This is a genomic window from Actibacterium ureilyticum (assembly GCF_002285435.1).
Classification (GTDB): Bacteria; Pseudomonadota; Alphaproteobacteria; order Rhodobacterales; family Rhodobacteraceae; genus Actibacterium_C; species Actibacterium_C ureilyticum.
In genome coordinates this window covers 142,008-158,238 of the sequence record NZ_NSBT01000020.1, presented here as the reverse complement: position 1 = coordinate 158,238, position 16,231 = coordinate 142,008, and the positions used below count along the sequence as shown (strand labels likewise).

Sequence of the window (16,231 nt, the reverse complement as noted above, 5' to 3'; positions counted from 1 at the left end):
GGTTGAGAGAGGGGCGCCGCGCGCTGACACAGGGCGCGGCGCCGACCGCAGGGGCCAACAGGCCGGGGGGACGCCATGGATTACATTGACCCGGAACATCATGACGGGACATCGGATGCGACGCCCGGGGGCGAGCCGGACAAGCGCCGCCCGGGCGAGGCAGCGTTTGCGGCCGCCTTGGCCTGCGCAAGCGCGGTGCTTGTCTGGAGTGCTTTGGGGATCGAAAATCCCTTCGGCCCGAATGGGCTGTCCTCGCCACGCTCGATCCCGCTGGCAACGACGGGCGTCATGCTGGTCAGCGCCGCGCTGATCCTTGTGAAGACCCTGCGCCTGCCGCTTGACCGCGCCGAGACCCTCGTCCGCGACATCCTGCCGCCGGTCGTTCTGGTGTTCGCGCTGCTGCTTGTGGGCTATGGCATCGTGCTTCGCCCGCTTGGGTTCCTGCCGACATCGGCGCTGTTTCTGATCGCCGCACTCAAGATCCTTGCCCGGCGCAACTGGGGCTGGACGCTGGCCATATCGCTCGGCAGCCTTGTCGCGATCTGGCTGATCTTCCGCATCGTGTTCAGCGTGCTGATGCCCACGGGGTTGGTGCCCGAAGCCGAACTGATCCAGTTTTTCCGCAACCTGACCCCGGGGGGCGCGTCATGAGCATCGCGATGGATTTCCTTACCGTTTTCCTGCAGCCCCAGCTTTTGCTTCTGGTGGGGCTTGGCACATTCTCGGGGGTCTATGTCGGGGCGATCCCCGGCCTGTCGGTCACCATGGCGGTGTCGATCCTGATCTCGTTCACCTTCTCGTGGGAGGTCCAGCCCGCGATCGCGCTGATGATCGGGATCTATATGGGCGGGGTCTATGGCGGCTCGCGCACGGCGATCCTGCTGAATATACCCGGCGCACCATCGGCCATCGCAACTGCGCTTGACGGCTATCCCCTGGCCAAGCGCGGCGAAGCGGGCACGGCCATCGGGGTGACCACGGTCATGTCCTTCATCGGCGGGTTCATCGGGATCGGCGTGCTGGCGCTTGCCGCCCCGCTGGTGTCGGAATTCGCGCTCAGATTTCAGCCGCGCGACTACATGCTGCTTGCCATTCTCGGCATCCTGCTTGTCGGCTCGCTCAGCCAGGGTTCGCTTCTCAAGGGCATCTTTACCGGGGCGCTCGGCCTTGCCATCGGCGCGGTGGGCCGCGATCCACTGACCTTTGCCGAACGCTTCACCTTCGATGTGCAGCTGCTGGAGGGCGGGATCTCGTTCATTGCGGTGATGATCGGCATGTTCGGCGTGTCCGAGGCATTGTTGCAGCTTCACCACGTGAACAAGGATGCCATACGCCAGAAGATCAGCCGCGTTGTCCCATCGCTTGCCACGGTCCGCAAACACCTGCCACTGAGCCTGCAAACCTCGTCCATCGGCGTGGTCATCGGGGCCCTGCCCGGAACCGGAAGCGATATCGCGGCGCTCATGGCCTATGACCATGCCAAGCGCGTGACCAAGAACCCCGAACGCCCCTTTGGCGACGGCGCGATAGAGGGGTTGGTGGCGCCCGAAACCGCCAATAACGCGGCTGTGGGCGGGGCGTTCATTCCGATGATGACGCTGGGCATTCCCGGCGACGCGGTTACCGCCATCATGATCGGCGCGCTGTTCATCCACGGGCTCAACCCCGGCCCGATGCTGATGGTCGACCAGCCCGACATGTTCTGGTCGCGTTGCCGGTCGCGACCAGGGGGCCAGCGGCATCGTGCGGCTGTCCACACCAAGCAGCTTCGCAGACAAGATACTGCCCGAACTGCTGTCGCAATTCACGACCGAATACCCCGACATCAGGGTCGAGCTTCTGGTGTCCAATGTCGAAGCGAACATGACCTCTCGCGACGCCGATATCGCTCTGCGGGTAGCCCATGCGCCACCCGAGCATTTGTGGGGACGGAGGATTTCCAGCATTCAATGGGCGGTCTATGGTTCAAACGCGTATGTCGCGGCGTTCGGGCAGCCGGAAACACGCGAAGCGCTGCGATCACATCGTTTGATCAGTCCAGCCGGGAAACTGGCTGCTCATCCCGCCTACTCGGCCTTGTTCACGCTCGATCAGGCCCGGACCGACCTGCGCTGTGACGATCTAACCAGTATCGCGGGACTGGCGGCAGCCGGGCACGGGCTGGCCTTGTTGCCCGATGATCTGGCGCGCCCCGATCTGGTCCGGCTGCTCGGCTTGACCGATATTCCGCCCAACAGCCTTTGGGTTCTGACCCATCCGGACCTGAAATCCATCCCGCGCGTTTCGCTGCTGATGGGTTACCTGGCCAAAGCGGTGGCCGCGTCGCTACGCTCGGCCTGACCTTGCATGTTCTGCAAGAGTGGCCCTGGCGAGCAAATATCTTTGGATGAATGGCGTAGGTCTCTGCATCCACGTCCGCAATGAGCTTCGCACATGAAGCGCGCGCACTATCAAAAGACCCTGATCGTTCTGTGCCCCCGCTGCGCGGGGCGCTGCCGCTGGCCAAGTCATCCGAGCCAGACACCCCATCCGATATTCTGCATATTCCGGAAGATCACCACCCCACCGGGCGGGCACCACCTTCTCTGAGCTTTTCCGCCTGAGAAAAATGGTGAGCCGTGCAGGATTCGAACCTGCGACCCACTGATTAAAAGTCAGTTGCTCTACCAACTGAGCTAACGGCCCACTAGGCGGCCTATCTAGAAAGACGGGCGGGTGGGGTCAACCCGGAAATCACACATTCTCTGGAATATTTTTGCGCCACACTTTATATGCCCCCGCATGCAGGAAACGCGATCAGATCGCCTGCCCTTCATGAAGATGCATGGGCTTGGCAACGACTTTGTGGTGATTGACGAACGGCAGGGCCCAAGCGGCCTGACCGAAGATATCGTCGTGGCCATTGCCGACCGGCATCGGGGGATCGGGTTTGACCAGTTGGCGGTGATCCGGCCGGGTCATTTCACCAACGCCGAGCTGGTGTTTTATAACGCCGACGGCTCGACCTCGGCCGCGTGCGGAAATGCCACCCGCTGTATCGCGCGGTTCCTGATGGAGGAATCCGGCGACGCTCACCTGACGTTAAAAACCGAACGCGGGGTGCTGTTTGCGCGCGATGCGGGCAACGGGCTGACATCGGTGAACATGGGCAAGCCGCAGCTGGAATGGCAGGAGATTCCGCTGGCGCATGAGATGGAAACGTTGGAACTGCCGATTGACGGCGCCCCCACGGCCACTGGCATGGGCAACCCGCATTGCAGCTTCTTTGTCGACGATGCCGAGGCGGTCGATCTGGCAACCTTTGGCGCCACGCATGAGCATCACCCGCTTTACCCCCAGCGTACCAATGTGCAGGTGGCCCACCTGATCGGGCCGGATCACTTGCGGATGCGGGTGTGGGAGCGTGGGGTGGGCGTCACGCTGGCCTCGGGCTCGTCTTCCTGTGCGGTGGCCGTTGCCGCCGCGCGGCGGGGGCTGACCGGGCGCAAGGTCACGATCGAGCTGGACGGCGGCACGATCTGGATCGACTGGGCCGAAGATGGCGTCTGGATGACCGGGCCGACCGCGCATGTCGCCGACGGACACTGGAGGCTCAGATGAGCGCGCCCAAGTTCAGCACCCTTGGTTGCCGCCTGAACGCCTATGAGACCGAGGCGATGAAGGAACTGGCCGCACAGGCCGGGCTGCGCGATGCGCTGGTGGTGAACACCTGCGCCGTGACGTCCGAGGCCGTACGCAAGGCCAAGCAGGAGATTCGCCGCCTGCGCCGTGAAAACCCCGATGCGCCGCTGATCGTCACCGGCTGCGCTGCCCAGACCGAGCCGGAGACCTTTGCCGGGATGCCCGAGGTCACGCGCGTCATCGGCAATACCGAAAAGATGCAGCCCCAGACCTGGGCCAGCATGGTGCCCGACCTGATCGGCGAGACGGAAAAGGTCGCCGTAGACGACATCATGTCGGTCACCGAAACCGCCGGGCACCTGATCGATGGGTTCGGGACGCGCTCGCGCGCCTATGTCCAGGTGCAGAATGGCTGCGATCACCGCTGTACCTTCTGCATCATCCCCTATGGCCGGGGCAACTCGCGGTCGGTTCCCGCCGGGGTGGTGGTCGAACAGATCAAGCGGCTGGTGGATCGCGGCTATAACGAGGTCGTGCTGACCGGGGTCGATCTGACATCCTGGGGGGCCGATCTGCCCGCCGCGCCGAAGCTGGGCGATCTGGTGATGCGGATCCTGAAGCTGGTGCCCGACCTGCCGCGTTTGCGCATCAGCTCGATCGATTCGATCGAGGTGGACGAGAACCTGATGCTGGCCATCGCCAGCGAACCGCGGCTGATGCCGCATCTGCATCTGTCGCTGCAGCATGGCGACGACCTGATCCTGAAACGGATGAAGCGGCGGCATCTGCGCGACGACGCGATCCGCTTTGCGCAAGAGGCCCGCGCGCTGCGCCCCGACATCACGTTCGGCGCCGATATCATCGCCGGTTTCCCGACCGAGACCGAGGCGATGTTCGAAAACGCGCTGAAACTGGTCACCGAATGCGACCTGACCTGGCTGCATGTCTTTCCTTACAGCCCCCGGCCCGGCACGCCCGCCGCCCGGATGCCGCAGGTCGATGGGCGCGCGATAAAGGACCGCGCGGCGCGGCTGCGTGCGGCGGGGGCGGCACAGGTCACCCGGCATCTGGCGGCGCAGGTCGGCAAATCGCATCAGGTGCTGCTGGAAAATCCCCGCATGGGCCGGACCGAGCAATTCACCGAAGTTGCGTTCGACAGCGATCAGCCCGAAGGCGCGATTGTCACCGCGCGCATTACCGGTTCAAATGGCACCCAACTGACCGCCGCCTGACAGGAAACCGCCCCGATGCATCCGAACCCGGCCTTTCGCGGGACGCCCCGCGACGCAAACCTGGAATTCGCGCGCAAGCGCGGGTTCGGCACGCTGTGCGCCAATGCGGCCGACGGACCGATTCTGGCGCATGTGCCGTTCCTGTTGTCCGAAGACGGCGCGGCGCTGGAGCTGCATCTGGTGCGCTCCAATCCGCTGCTCAAGCTGCTGCCGGGGCCGGTCGTGATGGCCGTTTCGGGGCCGGATGGCTATGTGTCGCCCGATTGGTACGGGGTCGAGGATCAGGTACCGACCTGGAACTATGTCGCGGTGCATCTGCGCGGTACGCTGGAAACCCGCCCGGCTGGCGAGCTGCGCGACCTTCTGGACCGGCAATCGGTGCTGTTCGAGGATCGCCTGGCGCCGAAACCGCCCTGGACCACCGCCAAGATGACGCCCGAGATTCTGGACCGGATGATGCGGACCATTATCCCCTGCCGGATGCTGGTCACGGCGGTCGATGGCACGTGGAAACTGAACCAGAACAAGGATGACGCGGTGCGTCTGGCCGCTGCCGACCAGATTGACGAAAGCGATCTGTCGATTGGGGCAACGGCGCTGGCCGACCTGATGCGCCGGGTTTGATTGGACAGGGCGCGAATCGTGCCATAGGCTTTCGCCAACGAACGGAGGACGCCATGCCCCTGCCCCTTGCCCCGATTGCCGGTTTCGCGCTGCGCTATGGCGCCGTGGCGCTGGCCAGCTATGCGGTCACCCGCAAGATCGATCAGGGTTTTCGCGATCAACGCGCCGAGGATGCGCTGGACGACACGCCCGAGGGCGTGACCCTGCGCCAGGGCGACGATCAGGCAAACGCCACCGCCCGATTTCGCCGGGTGTTCCGGGTTGGCCCCACCGGCCCGGGGTTCGAGGTCGACGCAACCGCCCTTGGTCGCATCCGCATCAGGCGCACCGGATGAAGCTGTTCCATTCGCCCACATCGCCCTTTGTCCGCAAGGTGATGGTCGCACTGCACGAAACCGGCCAGATCGGCGATGTCGAACTGACCCCGATTGCGGCAACGCCGCTTGCGCCGTCCGCCGACGCCGTTGCGCATAACCCGCTGGGCAAGGTGCCCGCGCTGGTGCGTGACGATGGGCCGGCGATCTATGACAGCCGGGTGATTTGCCGGTTTCTGGACGACCGCGCCGGCGCCGGGCTTTACCCGTCATCGCGCCTGTGGGACGTGCTGACGATCGAGGCAACGGCCGACGGGATCATGGATGCCGCCGTCCTGATGACCTATGAGGCGCGATTGCGCCCCGAGGACAAGCAGATGCCCGAATGGGTCGACGGGCAGTGGGCCAAGGTATCCCGGGCGGTCGAGGCGATTTCGCAACGCTGGATCAGCCATCTATCAGGGCCGCTGGATATGGGTCAGATCGCCCTGGGCTGCGCGCTCTCGTATCTCGATTTCCGGCATGACGCGCGCAACTGGCGTCAGGGTCAGGACGCGCTGGCCCGCTGGCACGCGACATTTGCCGCGCGCGAATCGATGCAGGCGACAGTGCCGCCCGCGGCGTGATCAGAACTTGAACGTCAGGCCGATATTCAGCGCATTGGTGATGATGTCGGTTTCCAGCGTTCCGCCGCCATCCAGGTCGGCCTCGTTCTGGGAATAGGTGCCCTTGTATTCACCGAACACCGCCCAGCGGTCGTTCAGATCATAGCTGGCACCGGCGACAAGCTGCGCGGCGGGGCCGGTGAACTGATATTCGAATGTCCGGCTGTTGCCGATTTCCACATCCACATGCGGAATCGCCACGCCCAGACCCGCCCCGACATAGGGGGTGAAACGCTTCACCGCCTTGGGCCAGCGATAGAAGACATTCATCGTGATGATGTTCAAGCCATCGGTGAATTCCAGCCGGTCGAACCCGTTTTCACGGCGCGTATCGCCATCGGCATAGACCTTGGCGTGGTTGAAATCGAGCGCATAACCCAGATGCTCGGACTGCCACCATGTGGCGCGGAACCCGTAATAGGGCGGCGCCTCGAACGGTTTGCCGTCCCACCCGGCGTTGAAATCGAAATCCGACCCGTTGGCATCGCCCGACACGTCGCTGTGCGGGGCCGACTGGAAACCGGTATACAGGCTCACCTCCCACTCGGCGGCGGCGGGCATCGCCATCACCAATAGCGCAAGGACGGGGGCAAGCAGGCGTTTCATCGCGATCTCCGATCAGGTGCCTTGAGTCTTTCGACGTATGCATAATACGAATTAAAGACAGGTAAAAGAAGGGCATCGGCCCTTGCGGCCGTGATCAAGCCCTTGTGACTTTTTGGCCAATGCTTACAGATAGGGTGCCGGGGCGTGCGTTTCAACAACACCGGCGGGATGCGGTGGAATGTCCGCTGGACCCTGCGCGGGAACACCGCTATTTACGCGCGCGTGGGGCTGCTTATAAGCGGCCTGAAACTTATTGGGGCCACCGGTTGGCCCGGGAAAGGAGACTTCTCGTGTCCCACGCAGATGATCACGAAGGTACACGCCGCGATTTTCTATATTATGCGACCGCCGGTGCGGGTGCCGTGACCGCGGGCGCCGCTGTCTGGCCGCTGGTCAACCAGATGAACCCCAGCGCAGACGTTCTGGCCCTGTCCTCGATCGAGGTCGATGTGGCCGATGTCGCCGTTGGTACGCAGCTGACCGTCATGTTCCAGGGTAAGCCCGTGTTCATTCGCCGGCGCACCGAGGAAGAGATCGCCGAGGCCCGCGAAGTCACGATGGACGAACTGATCGATCCGGTCGCCCGGAACGAGAACCTGGGCGAGGTCGACGCCGCGGATGAAAACCGCGCGCTGGACGAAACCGGTGAATGGCTGGTGATGATGGGCGTCTGCACCCACCTGGGCTGTGTGCCCCTGGGCGATGGCGCGGGCGATTTCCACGGCTGGTTCTGCCCCTGCCACGGGTCGCACTATGATACGTCGGGCCGCATCCGCAAGGGCCCCGCGCCCGAGAACCTGCCGGTTCCGCTGGCACAGTTCACCGACGAAACAACAATTCAACTCGGGTAAGGGGCGCGCGCATGTCCGGAATTCCTCACGACCATTACGAGCCCAAGTCGGGCGCCGAAAAGTGGGTTCACTCACGGCTGCCGATTGTCGGCTTGCTGTATGACACATTGATGATCCCCACGCCGAAGAACCTGAACTGGATGTGGATCTGGGGCATTGTCCTGGTGTTCTGCCTGGTTCTTCAAATCGTTACCGGCATCGTTCTGGTGATGCACTATACACCGCATGTCGACATGGCCTTTGCGTCGATCGAACACATCATGCGGGATGTGAACGCGGGCCATATGATCCGCTATGTCCACATGAACGGCGCCTCGCTGTTCTTCGTTGCCGTTTACCTGCACATCTTCCGCGGCCTGTTCTATGGCTCCTATAAGGCCCCGCGCGAGATCACATGGATCATCGGCATGCTGATCTATCTGGCGATGATGGGCACGGCCTTCATGGGCTATGTTCTGCCTTGGGGTCAGATGTCGTTCCACGGTACCGCCGTGATCACCGGCCTGTTCGGCGCCATCCCCTTCGTGGGCGAGGCGATCCAGACCTGGCTTCTGGGTGCCGGCGCCGTGGGCCAGCCCGCGCTGAACCGGTTCTTCAGCCTGCACTATCTGCTGCCCTTTATCATTGCCGGGCTGGTCATCGTGCATGTCTGGGCCTTCCACCACACCGGCAACAACAACCCCACCGGGGTCGAGGTGCGGCGCGGCTCCAAGGCCGAGGCCGACAAGGACACCCTGCCGTTCTGGCCCTATTTCGTGATCAAGGACCTTTACGCGCTGGCCGTCGTGCTGGTGGTGTTCTTCGCAATCGTGGGCTTCATGCCGAACTATCTGGGCCACCCCGACAACTATGTCGAGGCGACCGCCCTGGCGACCCCGGCCCACATCGTGCCGGAATGGTACTTCCTGCCGTTCTACGCGATCCTGCGCGCCTTTACCGCCGATGTATGGGCGGTGCAGTTCGCCAGCTTCATCACCGGTGGCATCATCGACGCGAAGTTCTTCGGCGTTCTGGCCATGTTCGGCGCGATCGCCGTCATGGCGCTGGCGCCGTGGCTGGACACCAGCTCGGTCCGGTCGGGCCGCTATCGCCCGATGTTCAAGTGGTGGTTCCGCCTGCTGCTGATCGACTTCATGGTGCTGATGTGGTGTGGCGCGATGCCGGCCGAGCCGCCCTATTCGACGATCTCGCTGATCGGGGCGACCTACTGGTTCGCGTATTTCCTGGTGATCCTGCCGCTTCTGGGCGTGCTGGAAAAACCGGAAACCCCGGTGGCCACCATCGAAGACGACTTCAACGACCACTATGGCAAGGCGGCCGACGCCACGCCGGCCGAGTGAGAGGGAAAAGACCAATGATCAAGAAGATCGCAACCTCCGCGCTTGTGGCGCTGAGCCTTGCCTCGGGCGCAGCTTTGGCTGCCGGTGGCGAAGAGCAGCATATCGAAGACTTCTCGTTCAGCTTCGAGGGGCCGTTCGGCAAGTTCGACCAGAACCAGCTGCAACGCGGCCTGAAAGTCTATACCGAGGTCTGCTCGGCCTGCCACGGTCTGCGCTATGTCTCGTATCGCAACCTGGGCGACGAAGGCGGCCCGCACCTGCCCGAAGAGCAGGTCAAGGCCTATGCCGCCCAGTTCGAGGTCTATGACGCGCAGATCGACGATTTCCGCACCGCGACCACGGCCGACAAGTTCGGCCAGTCCAGCCTGGAAAACGCGCCCGACCTGTCGCTGATGGCCAAGGCACGCGCGGGCTTCCACGGCCCCGCCGGTCTGGGCATCAACCAGATCGTCAAGGGCATGGGCGGCGCGGAATATATCGCGTCGCTGCTGACCAGCTATACCGGCGAGGAAAAGGAACAGGCCGGCACCATCTTCTATGAGAACACCGCCTTCCCCGGCGGTTGGATCGCGATGGCGCCGCCGCTGGCCGGTGAGGATGTCGAATTCGACGACGGCCACGCCAACGACCTGCACCACGAGGCCGAGGACGTTTCGGCCTTCCTGATGTGGGCGGCGGAACCCAAGATGATGGCCCGCAAACAGGCCGGTCTGACCGGCGTGCTGTTCCTGATCCTGGTGTCGGTGCTGCTGTACCTGACCAACAAGAAGATCTGGAAGCCGATCAAGGGCGGCGCCAAAAAGGCCTGAGCCCGGCATAACGCATGATTGGAAACGCGCCCTTCGGGGCGCGTTTTCTTTTGCCCGGACCTTGAGATCGCCGGGAAAAGGCATTACTCATATATGCGTTTATGAATATGAAGGCGCCCGCCTTGAAAACCACACTTCGCAAACTGGCCGAACGTCATATGCCGATCCTGCAATGGGGCCGGGCCTATGACCGCGAAACACTGACCAGCGACCTGATCGCCGCGGTCATCGTCACGATCATGCTGATCCCGCAATCGCTGGCCTATGCCCTGCTTGCGGGCCTGCCGCCCGAGATGGGGCTTTACGCGTCGATCCTGCCGCTGGTGGCTTATGCGCTGTTCGGCACCTCGCGCGCGCTGGCCGTGGGGCCGGTCGCGGTGGTGTCGCTGATGACCGGCGCCGCCATCGGCAACCTGGCCCTGCCCGGCACCGCCGAATACGCCACGGCCGCGATTGCGCTGGCCTTCATGTCGGGCGTTGTCCTGATCGCGATGGGGCTGTTCCGGCTGGGGTTTCTGGCCAATTTCCTGAGCCATCCGGTCATCGCGGGCTTCATCACCGCCAGCGGCATCCTGATCGCCACCAGCCAGATGAAACACATTCTGGGCATCCCGCTTCAGGGCCACACCCTGATCGAGATGCTGGCCGCTTTGTGGGAGAACATCGGACAAACCAGCATCTGGACCGCCGCGATCGGGGCCGGGGCCATCGCGTTCCTGTTCTGGGCGCGCAAGGGGCTGAAGCCCCTGCTGCTGCACATCGGTATTCCCAAGCGCGCCGCCGATATCCTGACCAAGGCCGGTCCGGTCGCGGCCATCGTCGTCACCACGACCCTGACCTGGGGTCTGGGCCTGGCGGAGCGTGGCGTCGCCATCGTGGGCGAGATCCCACAAGGCCTGCCGCCGCTGACCGTGCCGTCCTTCGACCTGGATATCTGGACCAGCCTGATGGGGTCGGCGGTGCTGATCTCGATCATCGGCTTCGTCGAATCCGTGTCGGTCGCGCAGACCTTTGCCGCCAAGAAACGCCAGCGCATCGTTCCCGACCAGGAACTTTACGGTCTTGGCGCGTCGAACATCGCGGCGTCGTTCAGCGGCGGCTATCCGGTCACGGGCGGCTTTTCGCGGTCGGTGGTGAATTTCGACGCGGGCGCGGAAACCCCCGCCGCCGGCGCGTTTACCGCCGTGGGCATCACGCTAGCCGCGCTTGCGCTGACGCCGCTGCTGTTCTTCCTGCCCAAGGCGACCCTGGCCGCGACCATCATCGTCGCGGTGCTGAGCCTGGTCGACTTCTCGATCCTGCGGCACACCTGGGAATACTCCAAGGCCGACTTCGCCGCCGTCACCGCGACGATCCTGCTGACCCTTGGCTTCGGTGTCGAAACCGGCGTGTCGGCCGGGGTGATCCTGTCGATCGTGCTGTTCCTCTATCGCACCTCGCGCCCCCATATCGCCGAGGTCGGGCTGGTGCCCGGCACCGAGCATTTCCGCAATATCCTGCGCCACAAGGTCGAAACCGATGCGCGCATCCTGACCATCCGCGTGGACGAGAACCTGTATTTCGCCAATGCGCGCTACCTGGAGGACTACCTCTATGACCGCGTCGTGGGCGATTGCGATCTGAAACATGTCATCCTGCAATGTTCGGCGGTCAATTTCATCGACAGTTCGGCGCTGGAATCGCTGTCGGCCATCGATCACCGGCTGTCCGATATGGGGCTGAAACTGCATCTCAGCGAAGTCAAGGGCCCGGTTTCCGACCGTCTGGCCGGCACGCATTTCCTCAAGAATCTCTCTGGCAAGGTTTTCCTGTCACAATATCAGGCGGTTAACGAACTGACCCGTGTCAAGGAAGAAGCTGGAAAAACCGCGGCATGCGCCTAATTGCCAACTTACAAGCCAGATGCGCCTTGTTAGATTGCGCGCGTCTATGACGGTTTTCGAACTGAGGAGAAAATGATGAACCTGAAGATGGCCATTGCATGCCTAGCCATTGTTGGCGCGACCCACGCCAACGCTGAAAGCCACGCTGCCGAAGAAGGCGCGATGGCCGAGGTCGTCACCACCGGTGACGCCGCCAAGGGCGAAAAGGTCTTCCGCAAATGCGTGTCCTGCCACGTTGTCGTGAACGAAGCCGGTGAAACCCTGGCCGGGAAAAAGGCAAAGACCGGCCCGAACCTCTATGGCATCGCGGGCGGCAAGTTCGGCGAGGTCGAGGATTTCAAATTCGGTGACGCCGCCCTGGCGGCCGCGGGCACGGTGATGGACGAAGAGGCCTTCGTGGCCTATGTCGCCGACCCGACCGGCTGGCTGCGCGAAGTGACCGGCGACAGCGGCGCGCGGTCGAAGATGTCGTTCAAGCTGAAGAAGGAAGACGACGCCAAAGACGTCTTCGCCTATCTGGCCAGCCTGAAATAAACGACGATCCGACACTGGATTGCCGGGCCGCGGGGAAACCTGCGGCCCTTTCCGTGTGGGCTTGCAGCAGCGCGGCGCGCCCTGTATCCCCGCCCCAAAGGAGCGCAGCATGAGCATCAACAGTTTCGGCCACCTGTTCCGCGTCACCACCTGGGGCGAAAGCCACGGGCCCGCCCTGGGCGCCACGGTGGACGGCTGCCCCCCGGGCGTGCCGCTGGATGCGGCCGACCTGCAGGTGTGGCTGGACCGGCGCAAACCGGGCCAGAACAAGTTCACGACCCAGCGCCGTGAACCCGATGCAGTCAAGATCCTGTCTGGCGTGTTTCAGGGGCAGTCGACCGGCACCCCGATCCAGCTGATGATCGAAAACACCGACCAGCGATCCAAGGATTACGGCGACATTGCCGAGAAATTCCGCCCCGGCCATGCCGACATCACCTATTGGCAGAAATACGGCATCCGCGACTATCGCGGCGGAGGCCGGTCATCGGCCCGTGAAACGGCGGCCCGTGTGGCTGCCGGTGGCGTGGCGCGCGCCGCGCTGGCCAGCCTGCTGCCCGATCTGCAGATCACCGGTTACATGGTGCAGATGGGCGAACACGGCATCGACCGCACGCGGTTCGACTGGGACCAGATCGGCCAGAACCCGTTCTGGACCCCGGATGCGCAAGCCGCCGAAACCTGGGCCGATTACCTGGACGGGCTGCGAAAATCCGGCAGTTCGGTCGGCGCGATGATCGAGGTTGTGGCGCGTGGCCTGCCCGCCGGGCTGGGCGCGCCGGTCTATGGCAAGCTGGACACAGATCTGGCCGCCGCGATGATGAGCATCAACGCCGTCAAGGGCGTCGAGATCGGCGAGGGGATGGCCGCCGCCATGCTGACGGGCGAGGCCAATGCGGACGAGATTTCGATGGGACCGGATGGCCCTGAATACAGCTCGAACCATGCGGGCGGTATCCTGGGCGGGATTTCCACCGGGCAGGATGTGGTGGTGCGCTTTGCGGTGAAACCCACCAGCTCGATCCTGACCCCACGCAAGACGATCACCAAATCCGGCGAACCGGCCGAGATCGTGACCAAGGGCCGGCACGACCCCTGTGTGGGCATCCGTGCCGTCCCGGTGGGCGAGGCGATGATGGCCTGTGTTCTGCTGGACCACGTGCTGTTGCACCGTGGTCAGGTCGGCGAAAATCGCGGACAGATCGGTTAAGCGGTGGCCGCGCCCAGCGCGGTATCCATCAGCGCCTTGATCGTATCCTTGCCGGTGCCCGCAACGATGCGGCCCAGCTCCTGATCGCCTTTCAGCACGACCAGCGTCGACCGGCGCGGGATCTTCAGCGCCTTGGACAGGTCCGACCGGCCGTATTTGTCCCAATCGACATTTATGAAGCTGATCGCCTGCTCATAGGCGGGGTTTTCGGCCTTCAGCGCCTTGATGACGCGTTCCTGCGCGGCGCATGTGGTGCACCAATCGGCCTTGAAATCCAGAAACACGGTCTTGCCCGCGGCCAGTTCCGACTGGACCAGACCGGGCGTGTAATCGGCCCCGGCCAGCGCCGCGGACGGCAGAAGGGCGGCGGTTGCGAACAGAAAATCACGGCGATTCATGGGATGGCTCCTTACGCTCAAAGGGAAACGGACAGATCGATCAGCCAAGCCGGCAGCGCGCCGACGGCCCAGGCCTCGATCAGGTGATGCAGCCGGAACAGGATCCCCAGCCCGACCGCGATGAAAACGGTGCCCATGATCGGGCGGGATTTTTCGGCCAGCGCACGCATCATGGCCTGGCGCCGCTGGATAACCGACCGCGCGCCATAGCCCAGCGCCAGGATGATGGTCGACACGCCCAATGCGAAACTGACCATGATCGCACCGGCCCAGGCCAGGCTTTCGCCCTGGCTGGCCAGCGATATCGCACCGCCCAGCGTGGGGCCGATACAGGGGCTCCAGACCGCGCCCAGCAACAGACCCGTCAGGAACTGACCCTGCAGCCCGGACCGTCCGATATCGTCGATGGCGGTATCGGCGCGGGTCGAAACCCCCGCCGTCGCGCCCGCGAATACCTGCGAGAATCGCGGCACCAGCAGAACCGCGCCGAAGACCAGCATCAGCACCGCACCGGCATCGGCGACGACCGCCTCGTCCAGTCCCAGCGCATAGCCCAGCGTCGATACGCCCAGCCCCAACGCCACGAAGGCAAGGCTCATCCCCCCGGCAACCGCAACCGGCCCCAGCGGGCTGGCCTGCAACGCGGTGGCCAGCACGATCGGCAGGATCGGCAGCACACACGGGTTGATCAGCGTCAGCAAACCGGCGGCATATCCAAACAGCAATTCCATGCCATCAATCTGCAAGCCGCCGCTTGTGATGTCATCTGACGTTTGCCTGACGCGCCCTCACATCCCCGTCAGCGCGCGGGTTGCTTGGACAGCTGCACCATCAGGATCGCAACGGTGATGACCGCGACCCCCAACAGGTCCAGCGGCCGCAACCGTTCCCCCAGCAGCACCGCCGCGATGGCGACACCGAAGAACGGGTTCAGGAAATGGAAAGTCGCGGCCCGCACCGCCCCGATCCGGCGCACAAGGTTGAACCAGATCAGCGTCGCCAACAGGCCGGGGATCAGCGTGGTATAGGCAAACGCCGCAAGCAGGGTATAGCTGGGCGTAAAGTCGGGCGTTTCCAGCAGCAGCCCCGCCACGGCTAGGCACGCCGCCCCCACCAGCATTTGCAACCCCACGACCATTTCGACATTCCCGCCCGAACTGGCCCCGCGCACCGATAGCGTCGCAAGGCTGAGCGCCAGCACCCCGATCAGGCACAGCCCCACGCCCATGGGATCGACCCCGCCGCTCAGCCGCGATCCCATGATCAACAGCACGCCGCCCAGCCCCGCGAACAGGCCGACAACCCCAAGGGGCCGCAAACGCTCGCCAAAGAAGGCCCAGCCGAACAGCCCCACCAGCAGCGGCATGGACGAGGCGATGATGGCGGCCAAAGATGCCTCGATCGTCTGCATCGCGACAAAGAACAGCCCCAGATACAGCGCGTTCTGGCAGATCCCGAAAATCACCGTCGCGCGCAGCTGCGGGCGCGACAACCGCCAGCTTTGCCCCATGACCCGCGCCATCACGACCGCCAATGTCCCCGAGATCAGGAACCGCAGGCTGGATGCCAGAAGCGGCGGCGCGTCCGCCACGATAATCCGGGCCGAGCTGAAGGCCGACGACCAGATCAGCGCAAACACAAGCCCCATCAAGATTGCGCGGAAATCCATAAGTCGCTCTTTTTTCAATGCCCGATATTGGCCGCGACGATGGCGGGAAAACCCGGCAAGGACAAGCACCGCTTTTGCCCCGGGGAACCGCGCGCAAAAGAAAAGGGTCGCCGAGGCGACCCTTGAACTCTGCCAAAGCCGTTGGGCCTTAGCCGTTGACGCTGTCTTTCAGCGCCTTGGCGATGGTCATTTTCACGACCTTGTCCGCCTCTTTCTTGATCTGTTCGCCGGTGGCAGGGTTGCGCACCATGCGCTCGGGGCGCTCGCGGCAATAGATCTTGCCGACACCCGGCAGGGTCACGGCACCACCGCCGGAAACTTCTTTGGTGATAACACCGGTAATCGCGTCAAGCGCGGCCGATGCGGTTTTCTTGTCCGCACCCATTTCCTCCGCCAGGGCGGTCACGAGCTGGGTTTTGGTCATCGGTTTTGCCATGTATGGTCTCCTCGTACGCGCCCTCTTTGGGGCTCATTT

Annotated in this window: 18 protein-coding genes, 1 tRNA gene and 1 pseudogene; 14 read left to right on the top strand and 6 right to left on the bottom strand. The window is 63.7% G+C overall.

Annotated features, from left to right (window positions below; genetic code table 11):
• Positions 1–75: 75 nt before the first annotated feature.
• The 3 genes and pseudogenes from CLM60_RS05455 to CLM60_RS05445 all read left to right on the top strand — a co-directional run bounded on the left by CLM60_RS05455 (position 76) and on the right by CLM60_RS05445 (position 2,340).
• Complete coding sequence (locus tag CLM60_RS05455; protein WP_095588151.1) at positions 76–651, top strand: tripartite tricarboxylate transporter TctB family protein; 576 nt, start codon at positions 76–78, stop codon at positions 649–651.
• Positions 648–1,706 (top strand): annotated as a pseudogene (locus CLM60_RS05450) (tripartite tricarboxylate transporter permease); the annotation flags it as partial. The gene CLM60_RS05455 and the pseudogene CLM60_RS05450, both read left to right, overlap by 4 nt.
• Before the next feature lie 37 nt (positions 1,707–1,743).
• Positions 1,744–2,340 carry a LysR substrate-binding domain-containing protein gene (locus tag CLM60_RS05445; RefSeq protein ID WP_245848259.1) on the top strand — a complete coding sequence of 199 codons (597 nt, stop codon included), beginning with the start codon at positions 1,744–1,746 and terminating at the stop codon, positions 2,338–2,340.
• 269 nt (positions 2,341–2,609) lie between these two features.
• Here the strand turns inward: CLM60_RS05445 and CLM60_RS05440 are convergent.
• Positions 2,610–2,685: transfer RNA gene (locus CLM60_RS05440), tRNA-Lys, on the bottom strand.
• A gap of 96 nt (positions 2,686–2,781) precedes the next feature.
• Between CLM60_RS05440 and dapF the strand changes: the two genes are divergently transcribed.
• The 5 genes from dapF to CLM60_RS05415 are packed head-to-tail and all read left to right on the top strand — an operon-like array spanning position 2,782 to position 6,417.
• Entirely contained in the window at positions 2,782–3,600 is an 819-nt protein-coding gene (gene dapF, locus CLM60_RS05435; RefSeq protein WP_095588150.1) for a diaminopimelate epimerase, read from the top strand.
• Entirely contained in the window at positions 3,597–4,853 is a 1,257-nt protein-coding gene (gene mtaB, locus CLM60_RS05430; RefSeq protein WP_095588149.1) for a tRNA (N(6)-L-threonylcarbamoyladenosine(37)-C(2))-methylthiotransferase MtaB, read from the top strand. Before dapF ends, mtaB begins: the two co-directional genes overlap by 4 nt.
• A 15-nt stretch (positions 4,854–4,868) precedes the next feature.
• Positions 4,869–5,477, top strand: coding sequence for an FMN-binding negative transcriptional regulator (locus CLM60_RS05425; protein ID WP_095588148.1), 609 nt, complete (start codon positions 4,869–4,871; stop codon positions 5,475–5,477).
• A 53-nt stretch (positions 5,478–5,530) separates the two neighbouring features.
• Positions 5,531–5,812, top strand: a complete 282-nt coding sequence (locus tag CLM60_RS05420) for a hypothetical protein (RefSeq protein ID WP_095588147.1) — start codon at positions 5,531–5,533, stop codon at positions 5,810–5,812.
• Positions 5,809–6,417 carry a glutathione S-transferase gene (locus CLM60_RS05415; protein ID WP_095588146.1) on the top strand — a complete coding sequence of 203 codons (609 nt, stop codon included), beginning with the start codon at positions 5,809–5,811 and terminating at the stop codon, positions 6,415–6,417. Before CLM60_RS05420 ends, CLM60_RS05415 begins: the two co-directional genes overlap by 4 nt.
• Here the strand turns inward: CLM60_RS05415 and CLM60_RS05410 are convergent, their stop codons facing one another.
• On the bottom strand, positions 6,418–7,062 hold the full coding sequence (locus CLM60_RS05410) for an outer membrane protein (RefSeq protein WP_095588145.1): 645 nt from the start codon (positions 7,060–7,062) through the stop codon (positions 6,418–6,420).
• Between the two features lie 290 nt (positions 7,063–7,352).
• Between CLM60_RS05410 and petA the strand changes: the two genes are divergently transcribed.
• From petA to aroC, 6 genes are all read left to right on the top strand, one after another.
• Positions 7,353–7,913 carry a ubiquinol-cytochrome c reductase iron-sulfur subunit gene (gene petA / locus CLM60_RS05405; protein ID WP_095588144.1) on the top strand — a complete coding sequence of 187 codons (561 nt, stop codon included), beginning with the start codon at positions 7,353–7,355 and terminating at the stop codon, positions 7,911–7,913.
• 11 nt (positions 7,914–7,924) lie between these two features.
• Complete coding sequence (locus CLM60_RS05400; protein ID WP_095588143.1) at positions 7,925–9,253, top strand: cytochrome b; 1,329 nt, start codon at positions 7,925–7,927, stop codon at positions 9,251–9,253.
• 14 nt (positions 9,254–9,267) lie between these two features.
• Entirely contained in the window at positions 9,268–10,062 is a 795-nt protein-coding gene (locus CLM60_RS05395) for a cytochrome c1 (RefSeq protein WP_176473799.1), read from the top strand.
• A 101-nt stretch (positions 10,063–10,163) separates the two neighbouring features.
• On the top strand, positions 10,164–11,945 hold the full coding sequence (locus CLM60_RS05390) for a SulP family inorganic anion transporter (RefSeq protein ID WP_425427205.1): 1,782 nt from the start codon (positions 10,164–10,166) through the stop codon (positions 11,943–11,945).
• A gap of 75 nt (positions 11,946–12,020) precedes the next feature.
• Complete coding sequence (locus tag CLM60_RS05385) at positions 12,021–12,479, top strand: c-type cytochrome (RefSeq protein ID WP_095588142.1); 459 nt, start codon at positions 12,021–12,023, stop codon at positions 12,477–12,479.
• 109 nt (positions 12,480–12,588) lie between these two features.
• Positions 12,589–13,689: a chorismate synthase gene (gene aroC, locus CLM60_RS05380; RefSeq protein ID WP_095588141.1), complete on the top strand. Its 1,101-nt coding sequence runs from the start codon at positions 12,589–12,591 to the stop codon at positions 13,687–13,689.
• Here the strand turns inward: aroC and CLM60_RS05375 are convergent.
• From CLM60_RS05375 to CLM60_RS05360, 4 genes are all read right to left on the bottom strand, one after another.
• Positions 13,686–14,087, bottom strand: coding sequence for a thioredoxin family protein (locus tag CLM60_RS05375; RefSeq protein WP_095588140.1), 402 nt, complete (start codon positions 14,085–14,087; stop codon positions 13,686–13,688). The two genes, aroC and CLM60_RS05375, sit on opposite strands and share 4 nt — an antisense overlap.
• A gap of 17 nt (positions 14,088–14,104) precedes the next feature.
• The gene (locus CLM60_RS05370; RefSeq protein ID WP_095588236.1) at positions 14,105–14,818 is read right to left on the bottom strand and encodes a cytochrome c biogenesis CcdA family protein; all 714 of its coding nucleotides are present in this window, start codon (positions 14,816–14,818) and stop codon (positions 14,105–14,107) included.
• A 68-nt stretch (positions 14,819–14,886) separates the two neighbouring features.
• The gene (locus CLM60_RS05365) at positions 14,887–15,756 is read right to left on the bottom strand and encodes a DMT family transporter (protein ID WP_095588139.1); all 870 of its coding nucleotides are present in this window, start codon (positions 15,754–15,756) and stop codon (positions 14,887–14,889) included.
• A gap of 148 nt (positions 15,757–15,904) precedes the next feature.
• Positions 15,905–16,192, bottom strand: a complete 288-nt coding sequence (locus CLM60_RS05360; RefSeq protein WP_036561392.1) for an HU family DNA-binding protein — start codon at positions 16,190–16,192, stop codon at positions 15,905–15,907.
• Between the last annotated feature and the right edge of the window lie 39 nt (positions 16,193–16,231).